11 protein-coding genes and 1 tRNA gene are annotated in these 9,397 nt (G+C 57.8%); 2 read left to right on the top strand and 10 right to left on the bottom strand.

Features of this window, described 5'->3' with window-relative positions; genetic code table 11:
* Nucleotides 1-361 precede the first annotated feature (361 nt).
* A complete protein-coding gene (locus RQH62_RS23120; protein WP_311270999.1) occupies nt 362-982 on the bottom strand; it encodes a hypothetical protein in 621 nt (206 codons plus the stop codon).
* A gap of 2 nt (nt 983-984) precedes the next feature.
* Nucleotides 985-1,926: a hypothetical protein gene (locus RQH62_RS23115; protein ID WP_311270998.1), complete on the bottom strand. Its 942-nt coding sequence runs from the start codon at nt 1,924-1,926 to the stop codon at nt 985-987.
* A 214-nt stretch (nt 1,927-2,140) separates the two neighbouring features.
* Between RQH62_RS23115 and RQH62_RS25000 the strand changes: the two genes are divergently transcribed.
* Nucleotides 2,141-2,335, top strand: a complete 195-nt coding sequence (locus RQH62_RS25000; protein WP_405053588.1) for a peptidoglycan-binding domain-containing protein — start codon at nt 2,141-2,143, stop codon at nt 2,333-2,335.
* An 11-nt stretch (nt 2,336-2,346) separates the two neighbouring features.
* Here the strand turns inward: RQH62_RS25000 and RQH62_RS23110 are convergent, their stop codons facing one another.
* The 5 genes from RQH62_RS23110 to RQH62_RS23090 form a co-directional block, all read right to left on the bottom strand.
* Nucleotides 2,347-2,952 (bottom strand): plasmid pRiA4b ORF-3 family protein, encoded by a 606-nt coding sequence (locus RQH62_RS23110; protein ID WP_311270997.1) that lies wholly within the window; start codon nt 2,950-2,952, stop codon nt 2,347-2,349.
* 217 nt (nt 2,953-3,169) lie between these two features.
* Nucleotides 3,170-3,246: transfer RNA gene (locus RQH62_RS23105), tRNA-Pro, on the bottom strand.
* Nucleotides 3,247-3,302: 56 nt separating this feature from the next.
* Entirely contained in the window at nt 3,303-3,449 is a 147-nt protein-coding gene (locus tag RQH62_RS23100) for a hypothetical protein (protein ID WP_311270996.1), read from the bottom strand.
* A gap of 76 nt (nt 3,450-3,525) precedes the next feature.
* The gene (locus tag RQH62_RS23095; protein ID WP_056684845.1) at nt 3,526-3,741 is read right to left on the bottom strand and encodes a hypothetical protein; all 216 of its coding nucleotides are present in this window, start codon (nt 3,739-3,741) and stop codon (nt 3,526-3,528) included.
* Between the two features lie 157 nt (nt 3,742-3,898).
* Nucleotides 3,899-5,266, bottom strand: coding sequence for a M20/M25/M40 family metallo-hydrolase (locus RQH62_RS23090; RefSeq protein ID WP_311270995.1), 1,368 nt, complete (start codon nt 5,264-5,266; stop codon nt 3,899-3,901).
* Between the two features lie 113 nt (nt 5,267-5,379).
* On the opposite strand from RQH62_RS23090, the gene ettA reads away from it, so the two are divergent.
* Nucleotides 5,380-7,065: an energy-dependent translational throttle protein EttA gene (gene ettA / locus RQH62_RS23085; RefSeq protein WP_311270994.1), complete on the top strand. Its 1,686-nt coding sequence runs from the start codon at nt 5,380-5,382 to the stop codon at nt 7,063-7,065.
* Between the two features lie 109 nt (nt 7,066-7,174).
* Here the strand turns inward: ettA and RQH62_RS23080 are convergent, their stop codons facing one another.
* The 3 genes from RQH62_RS23080 to RQH62_RS23070 form a co-directional block, all read right to left on the bottom strand.
* On the bottom strand, nt 7,175-8,224 hold the full coding sequence (locus RQH62_RS23080; protein ID WP_311270993.1) for a cytochrome c peroxidase: 1,050 nt from the start codon (nt 8,222-8,224) through the stop codon (nt 7,175-7,177).
* Nucleotides 8,225-8,312: 88 nt separating this feature from the next.
* Nucleotides 8,313-8,594 (bottom strand): acylphosphatase, encoded by a 282-nt coding sequence (locus tag RQH62_RS23075; protein ID WP_311270992.1) that lies wholly within the window; start codon nt 8,592-8,594, stop codon nt 8,313-8,315.
* Nucleotides 8,594-9,394, bottom strand: coding sequence for an NYN domain-containing protein (locus RQH62_RS23070; protein WP_311270991.1), 801 nt, complete (start codon nt 9,392-9,394; stop codon nt 8,594-8,596). The genes RQH62_RS23075 and RQH62_RS23070 overlap by 1 nt, the downstream gene beginning before the upstream one ends.
* Between the last annotated feature and the right edge of the window lie 3 nt (nt 9,395-9,397).

The raw sequence follows: 9,397 nt of genomic DNA, 5'->3' as shown, positions 1-9,397 counted from the left end.
CGAGCGCAAATCCATAGACAAAGGCTGACCCATCCATGCTGGCCTCCTCCACCAACAGGGATTCTGAATCATAAAATCACGCTCTTGGAAACCCTTGCCGATTCATAACGGTCGAAATCCGCTCTAGCTAGGGCTGCCGTGTCATTGGTTGCGGCATCCCTAGGGGTAGTTCAATGGAATTCGGTTAAGGAACGGCAGGAGGTTGCTGCCGAGCTAATTCGCTGCTGATGCTGCCCATGTCGCGCAATGGCGTAAGGACAATAAGGCTAGCATCAGCAAGACAGCGGCACAGTTCGGATTGTCGGATGCTACGGTTAAGCGGTATTGCTCAGGCAAATAGTACTCCACTGCACAGTCCAGTTTAATCTTCTGGCTTATCCTTTATAACAGGTGACTGGGCATACATTCTGTCTATCAGGTAATACAATCCGCGAAATGTACTTACTGCTAGATGGCAAATAGGAATGTTTACTATTATCATAATTAAAAATCTTATGAATCTTCTGTCTATCTTTACTGTATAAGATAGAGATTCAAATTTGACAATGCTAAAGCTTGGCATGGAAGAGGTTATAATAATAGCGATTATTGAGAAAACGGTTATGCACAAAGATATAGTGGACAAATATCCGAAAAGAGAGCAAATATATTCTCTTCTTGTTAAATATTCCCACCCTTCTTTTGTCGCGACTTTTATCTTGCCGTAATTAATAGTGGCATCTAATCCATTTTTCTGGCGTGGAAATGTAGCAACGGCAACTAGTCCTGCTACATAAAAGCCTGTCAAAACGGACGAGAAACTACCTATCTTATCCACAAATCCGTCTTTGTGTATAAAATTGGCTTTACTTACTATGATGAAGGGCACTGTCACGATTGTGACTATCACAAACGTAGCGAAGATATCTTGCAACCAGATTAGGCGGCCAGTTTCTGATCTAAGCCGAAGATAACGAAGTGGTGCTGCCAAGAAACTTTCCATGGCTATTTATTCAATAGCCCTCTCGCAGCATCAACTATTTCGTCAATGATGGATTGGGTGCATGGCTTTAGTTCAGTCTTTACGGCAACCTGCTCTGACCTAACAAATAGTATTTCTGCTGCCTCATCTTCCCTGTCTACCTTAACAGTGCGTTGGCGATCATCATCGAGGCTTAGCTCTAAATAAACGTCATCCCAATCCTCACTGCGCACTTTCCCGATGAATTTGCGCAATTTTGCGTTCCACTCAGGGCTGCTAGGGTCACCAACAATCTTGTACTTGATGCGCTCAACTTGTGGTTCAGCAATGCCGTCACTGTCAGGTGCATCGGGTATATTGGTTCTGACGAGGTTTATATAATTTATAGACCCTTTCTTTTTGAGGGCGCTATCTAAACCCTCTGCTTTAATTCCATTGTCTTTTACTATTGTATAAGTTTCTTTGTCTTCTCCTTTCTTGTCTTCATATGGGTATTCATATCCTCGCAGCACCGTTCCAAAAATTGGCTTTATGACGCTGATGCTGAGGCCAGGAATTTCTTCCAAGGCAAAATCATATGTCATTGGACTAGATGGCTTTGACCGAATGACCATATGTGCAGAAACAGCCTGCTCTTCATCGGTCTCTTTCGTAGCCTGCCGCACCGCCAACTTATCTTTGATCCACTTCCGATAAGATGGATCAGCAGCAGATGGGCTTGACCGATGAAACAGCAGGGTCAAGAAGCCGCTTTTGTCGTCGTCCCGTATAGCGACAAGCTCCACAAGATCGCCATTAGGCTGGACGGCCTGAGCAACTTTGTTGGCTCTGGCTCTGACGAGAGCGTCTTTGATCGAGTAGTGCTTATCGCTTGCGACAAGAGGGAGTGCCGGCGCGAACTTAGTCTTCGGCTTAAAACTAAAATGGTAGCGGCGAAAAAATCGAGAGTTCTTTTCGAGAAACATAATCGCCCCACGTCTACCATTCAGCCTTTGCTTAACTGCGATAGCTACCCTACGAGATAGCCATTAAGCAACGGCAATTAGTGGTAAAAAGTGGCTACTACTGCCACCGAAGGCCTAGCGGACCTGTACCGCTCCTAGGCGTCCTACAGCCCCATCAAGCTCCCAACGCCCTACCTTCACCCCTTCCTCTCTTGTAAGCAGTACAGCGCCACCCGTGGCGGATTCCAAGACTGAAACTATTCAAAAGCTTTTGATGCGCCTTTGGTATCAACCCGGTCCTGCTACCGGGCGAATGAACCCCGCGACACAGTTTGCTATCACGAAGTTTGAAGAGAGGGAGGGGGTGCGGATCACCGGAGAAGCATCATCTGCGGGTCTGAGCGCCCTGCTATCAAAGCTTGGCAGTTAGGGCCGGGCGCCTCACTGCAAGCCCTGAGCCTTCTTGTGCGCAACCCTACCGTTCGATCTACGCTTGGCTAGCCTACCCATCCTAATGCCAATCTCTTCCGGGCTAATGTCGGCAGGATCAAAAACGCCCCCATACCATCCTACTACCGCATCGCGTTCGGAATGGCCTGCTTCTGTCATGGCTTCTACGAAATCCTCGAAGCCCATCATGCCACCAATGTCTTCGGGTGGTGCGCGCCGTTCACCTGCAACGAAGCAAGGATACTCCTTCTCCGGGTCGGCAGGTGATACAGCCTCTATGACGACCGTATGACGCCAATTGTCCCCGAAGTCGTAGGTGTAGCTGAAAGCTGCAATGCCACGCTCTACGAGCTTCCCAAGCCGTATATTACCGGCATCGCGTGTCGGGGTGCCTGACCATTCATCATCAAACGGTATGCCATAGCGGGTATCACCTACATCGAACTGGAACAGGTGGGAGTTCTCAAACAGCATCGCGGCTTGGATCGCTAGGTGCAGCGTCTTTAGGCTGTTTGTTAAAGGCAGTTCGACCCTGCGCCACACGGCGGGCTTGGTATCGTCAAGGGTGATGAGGATACGGGCAATCTGGTCGGGCATGGCCTCATCGTGGCAGTCCAAGGAAAAGGTGTCCAGCCGCTGCCTGCTATGCTGCGGTTGCATTCACGCCTGCCAACAAAGAATCGGTTGTATCGCTTGATCGCCTGAATGCCACGGCTGATCCTATGTAGGATATCCAGCCGGTGCTACGTTCAAGTGCTACGCCGCTTCATTGCAAGTCGGCGTAACAGTCTGAAATTGAACGATAAAAGATAAGTGGTCGGGGAGACAGGATTCGAACCTGCGACATCCTGCTCCCAAAGCAGGCGCGCTACCAGACTGCGCTACTCCCCGACGGATGGCGGCCTTAGCGGGGGATCGCGTGTGCCGTCAATCGCTCATCGCACCGATCAGTGAAAGAAAAGCCACAAAAGCAGAATGATCGGAATGGGCACGCCCAGCAGCCACAATAATATGCCCTTGCCCATATCAGTCTCTCCTTGTCTTTCAAGGATCAAACCCTTGAACGGGCGGGGATGTTCCGCCGATACCATCATGGTTCGATGGATTGGACACAAACAAAAAGGGCGGGCCATATAGGCCCGCCCTTCGGAAATCTCGCTAACGCGAAGATTAGTGCGCAGCGTTCGCGGCGTTCTCAGCAACGTTGGCGGCGTTCGCAGCAACATTGGCGGCGTTCGCAGCGTTGTCGGCGGCGTTCGCAGCGTTTTCGACAACGTTTTCGACAACGGCGTTCGAAGCGTTCGCGGTTTCGTTGGCCGGCTTCTCACCGCAAGCAGCGAGGGCCATCAGGCTGGCCGAAGCGAAAACAACAGCGATCTTCTTCATTGTGTACGGCTCCCATAGCATTATGCCGCGTCTGGCACGTTACAAATGTGACCCTACGCGAGCGACCCGCATTAACGTGTGCGTTGCACAAATCAATGCTTTTCTGCGCCGGTGAGACGATGGAATCACGCGGCGGAGCGTTGTCTACTATAAAAGTTCAGTTAACGCCCATGGATTCTGGCGCGTTTGCGACCGCTTCCAGCGTGACGGCCCATGCGGCGACATTCTGCCGCAACTGGATCAGATCGACCTTGTCCAGCGTATCGTCGGGCGTGTGGTGAATGTCGAAATAGCGGGTGCCATCCTGTTGCAGGTCGATCACCGGCACGCCGGCCTTGACCAGCGGTTCGATGTCCGATCCGCCATGGGCCTTATCCTTGCTGGGCACGATGCCGAGCGGGGCCAGTCCCTGCGCGATGCGGCCGGCGAGCGCGTCGTGCCCGGTGGGCAGGGTGAAGTCGACCCGCCATACCTTGTCCGCGCCGAAATCCGATTCCGCCACCAGCGCATGCGGCTCCTTGCCATGGGCGGCGAAATAGGCGCGGCCGCCATCGCCGCCGACTTCTTCTGCCCCTGCGAACAGAACGCGGATGGTGCGGCGCGGCTGGCCGGCCTTCGCCACCTGCAAGGCGGCGGCCGCTATGATGCCGCAGCCCGATGCGTCGTCGATCGCCCCGGTGCCCTGATCCCAGCTGTCGAGGTGACAGGCGGCGACGACCAGTCCCGCCTTGGGATCGCTGCCGGGGATTTCGGCGATGACATTGCCTGAAGGCTGGTCTTTCAACCGTTTCGATACGGCGGTCAGATGGATGCGCACCGGCTTGCCGCGCGCAGCGACGCGGGCCAGTTGCTCGGCGTCGGGCACGCTCAGCGCAACGGCAGGGATCGGCGTCACGCCATCGGCCCACATCTGCACGCCAGTATGGGCGATGCGGTGATGGTCGGTACCGATCGACTTGACGAGGATAGCGATCGCACCCTTCTTTGCCGCGACGCTTGGCCCCTGACGCCGGGCAGCGCCATAATAGCCATAGCCCGATCCGTCCTGCGCCGCCTTCATCTCATGGCTGACGAAGGCGATCTTGCCTTTCAGGCTGCCGTCGGGCGCGGCCAGCAAATCCGCGATCGTGGGGAAATAGACGATCTCGCCCTCGATCCCCGCTTCCGGGGTTGAACCGCTATTGCCCAGTGCTGCCACGACCAGATTTTGCGGGAAGGGGCTGACGATATGCGCTTCGTCGCGCACGCGCTGCCACACCGGCATCTTATAGGGTTCTGCGCGGACATTGGAAAAGCCCAGCGCCTTCAGCTTTGCCACCGACCAGTCGCGCGCCAGCGCTTCCTGCGGCGTGCCGGCGGGGCGAGGGCCGACTTCCGTGGTCAGCCCTTCGGTGATGTCCCAGGCGACATCATCCTGGAGCGCGGAGGCGCGAATCGCGTTGCTGTCTGCCGCCTGAGCCAAAGCCGGAGTGAGGATGCTGCCAAGGAGGAGGGCGGCGAGCGGGCCCGATCGGATTTTCTGCATGGATGATGGCGTAACCGGGCATCCCCCATTTGCCAATATGTTCCGCGTCCGCTAACTCGGCGCAGATTTTTCAAACCGACTTTCCCGTCCTGATTTCGGAGCAGCGCGCACCCATGTCCGCCTCATCGCAATATGCCTATGTCATGAAAAGCATGACGAAGACCTTCCCCGGCGCGGCCAAGCCGGTGCTGAGCAATATCAACCTGCAATTTTATCGCGGGTCCAAGATCGGTATCGTCGGCCCGAACGGTGCGGGTAAGTCGACCCTGATCAAGATCATGGCTGGCATCGACACCGATTTCAGCGGCGAAGCCTGGCCGGGCGAAAATATCACCGTCGGCTATCTGCCGCAGGAACCGCAGCTCGACCCCAACAAGACGGTGCTGGAAAACGTCAAGGACGGCGCCCGCGACATCGCGGACAAGATGGACCGTTTCAACGAGATCAGCATGATCATGGCCGATCCGCCGGAAGACGTCGATTTCGACGCGCTGATGGAGGAAATGGGTACGTTGCAGGAGCAGATCGACGCGGTCGATGGCTGGACGCTCGACAACCAGCTGGAAATCGCGATGGAAGCGCTGCGCTGCCCGCCGTCCGACTGGTCGGTCGAAAGCCTGTCGGGCGGTGAAAAGCGCCGCATCGCGCTGACCCGCCTGCTGATCCAGAAGCCGGACATTCTGCTGCTCGACGAACCGACCAACCATCTGGATGCCGAAAGCGTCACCTGGCTGGAAAATCACCTGAAGGAATATGCCGGGTCGGTCCTGATGATCACCCATGACCGTTACTTCCTGGACAATGTCGTGGGCTGGATTCTGGAGCTCGATCGCGGAAAATATTTCCCCTATGAAGGCAACTACTCCACCTATCTGGAGAAGAAAGCCAAGCGCCTGGAACAGGAAGATCGCGAAGCGACCGGCCGCCAGAAAGCAATCAACGATGAGCTGGAATGGATCAGGGCCGGCACCAAGGGTCGCCAGACCAAGTCCAAGGCACGTATCAAAAAGTTCGAGGAACTGGTCGCGGGCCAGAACAACCGTTCGCCCGGCAAGGCCCAGATCGTCATCCAGGTGCCGGAGCGTCTGGGCGGCAAGGTGATCGAATTCAAGGGTATTTCCAAGGCATTTGGCGACAAGCTGCTGTTCGAGGATCTGTCCTTCCTGCTGCCGCCGGGCGGCATCGTCGGCGTCATCGGTCCGAACGGCGCGGGTAAATCCACCCTGTTCAAACTGATCACAGGGCAGGAAACGCCCGATTCGGGTGAGATCGACATCGGTACGACGGTACGCTTGGGCTTCGTCGATCAGAGCCGCGATCATCTGGACGACTCCAAGAATGTCTGGGAAGAAGTGTCGGACGGCCTGGATTATGTGAAGGTCAATGGTCACGACATGTCGACCCGTGCCTATGTCGGCGCCTTCAACTTCAAGGGGCAGGACCAGCAGAAGAATGTCGGCAAGCTGTCGGGTGGTGAGCGCAACCGCGTCCATATCGCCAAGATGCTGAAAAAGGGCGGCAACGTGCTGCTGCTCGACGAACCGACCAACGACCTCGACGTCGAAACGCTGGGCGCACTGGAAGAAGCGATCGAAAATTTCGCGGGTTGCGCCGTGGTCATCAGCCATGACCGCTTCTTCCTCGATCGCCTGGCCACGCACATTCTGGCGTTCGAAGGCAACAGCCATGTCGAATGGTTCGAAGGCAATTTCGAAGCCTATGAAGAAGATAAGCGCCGTCGTCTGGGCGATGCGGCCGATCGGCCGACCGCGCTGGCGTATAAAAAGCTGACGCGCTGATCCGTCACTTCAGTTGCGATTGCAATTTTTGCAATCGCAACTGAATGTTTCGCAATTGCGATGGTGGCGCTAACATTTCATAGAGAGCGGGCCTTTCAGGCATCCTCTCCTAAAAACTTTCAGGGCTGGTCCTCACGGATCGGCCCTTTTTTTGTCCGATAGCCACCGGGCAGCCGGCGGGTGGCGGACCAAGATCCGCATTGGTCAGAAAGTCAGGATCGGTCAGCGAATCAAGGAAGGCCAGCATGGCGCGCATGTCGACACCGGCCAGTTGCGCGGCGGCATGACGGCGGATCCCGGCTTCTATGCTGGAGCTTTGTCCGTCATGCAGCCATGGGCCGGTCACCGCGACATTACGCAGCGAGGGCGTGCGGAAGCGTTCGGGCGGTGATTCGAAACTGGGCGGTGGCGGCTTGCCGCCATAGAGGCTACCGTCCGCTTCACCCAGTGCGGCGGTGCCGACATAATGGACCTGTCCGTCGGTGAAATCCGGCCCGCCATGGCAGGAGGCGCAGCCCGTCGCCGCAAATTGCGCCGCACCTGTCCGGGCGAGCGGTGACAGCGTGCCCCGGTCGTAGGGACTGCCATAGGATATCATGGTCCGCTGAAAAGCCCCCAGCGCCGCCGTCACCTTTGTGTAGGTCGCCCGGGTCGCCGCTTTCGGAAACGCCTGTGCAAAGAGCCGGCGGTAGCAGGGATCGGCATCCAGTCGCGGGCTGAGGTCAGTGTCCTGACCCGCCATGCCCATTTCGACCGGCTTCGTCCCGGTCATCGGTACCATCGCCTGCGCTTCAAGCGAATGGAGGCCGGCGTCGGTCCAGGTGAAGCCGCTGCGCCAGGCGAGATTGACCAGTCCCGGCACATTGCGCACGCCCATGTCGCCGGTCACGCCGACATGCGTGGGCTGTCCGTCGCTAAAGCCGCGCGCCTGCTGGTGGCAATCGGCGCAGGCCATGCTGCCGTCCTGCGACAAGGCCCGATCGTAAAAGAGGCGCCGGCCCAGGGCGACCTTCGCAGCGCTCATGCCGTTGTCGGCCGGAACGGCCGGCGCGGCGACGCCGGCGGGCAGATGCGGCCAGCGCCATGCGGGCCTTCCGGCCATCACCCCGGTCGCCAGCAAGCATGTTCCGCCGGCGATCGCCGCTATCGCTACCCGCAAGGCCTGTCCCCTTCACCCATGCAAGACGCAGGAAGCTGCCCGATCCGCAGGGGGACGTAAAGCGGGGCAGGGTGCGCATGCACATGGGTCAGATCGTCGGGTGCTTCTCGAAGGACGAGAAGGAAGCCGGCGGCACATCGCGCGCATCGATCCGCGCTACCTTGGCCGCAATCGGGCCGTCATGAGCCAGCGTCACAAACTGGGCGACAGCCGTTTCATCGCCCTCGACTACAGCCTCGACGCTGCCATCCGTCCGGTTGCAGACCCAGCCGACAAGGCCAAGGCTGCGCGCGGTATCCACCGTCCATGCGCGGTACCAGACGCCCTGTACCCGGCCATGGATCATCAGATGCCGGGCGACGACCGGCATTATTTGACCCGCTTGATCCAGGTCTGCCCGCCTTCGCGCACCTCGGTAATGAAATTGGGGATGGCGGCGACCAGATCGGACAGGCGCTTATAGCCAAAGTTGCGCACGTCGAAGCTGGACCGGTTGCCGACGCGCTGTCCCACGGGGCCCAGCGCCACGAAACCGCGCTCATCCCGCTTCGCCTCGTCATAGGCATCGATCAGCAGGCGCACGACCTCTTCATCCACCGCCTGCCGCTGGGGCTGAGCCGGAGGAGGTGGCGGGGGCGCCGCCGGCGTTGTTTTGGCGGGCGCGGCTTTGTTGGCAGAAGCGGCCTTCTTCACCGGTGCCTTGGCCACGACCGGTACGGCGGCGGGCTTGAGCGCGGCCACGTCCAGGAAGCGGGTGCAGGCCCGGCGAAACCCCTCGGGCGTATTGGCCGATCCAAAACCATAAACCGGGATGCCCTGCTGCCGGATGCGCGTTGCCAGCGGGGTGAAATCGCTGTCGCTGGACATCAGGCCGAAGCCATCGACCCGGCCTGACGCCATCAGGTCCATGGCGTCGATCGTCATCTTCATGTCGGTGGCGTTCTTGCCCTTGGTCAGGTCGAACTGCTGCTGCGGCTCGATCGCATGGGCGACCGACAGGGAGGCCCAGGTCTTGAGTGTCGCCTTGCTCCAATTGCCATAGGCGCGGCGAATATTCACCGTGCCCAGCTCCGCCAGTACGGTCATCACCGAGTCGAAATGCGCCGCCGACGCATTGTCCGCGTCGATCAGCAGGGCAATGTTGCCGCGGCCTTCCTGCCCCGTTGCCATGAC

The organism is Sphingobium sp. WCS2017Hpa-17 (genome assembly GCF_031843765.1).
Lineage (GTDB): Bacteria > Pseudomonadota > Alphaproteobacteria > Sphingomonadales > Sphingomonadaceae > Sphingobium.
This window is presented reverse-complemented; position numbering and strand designations above follow the sequence as displayed.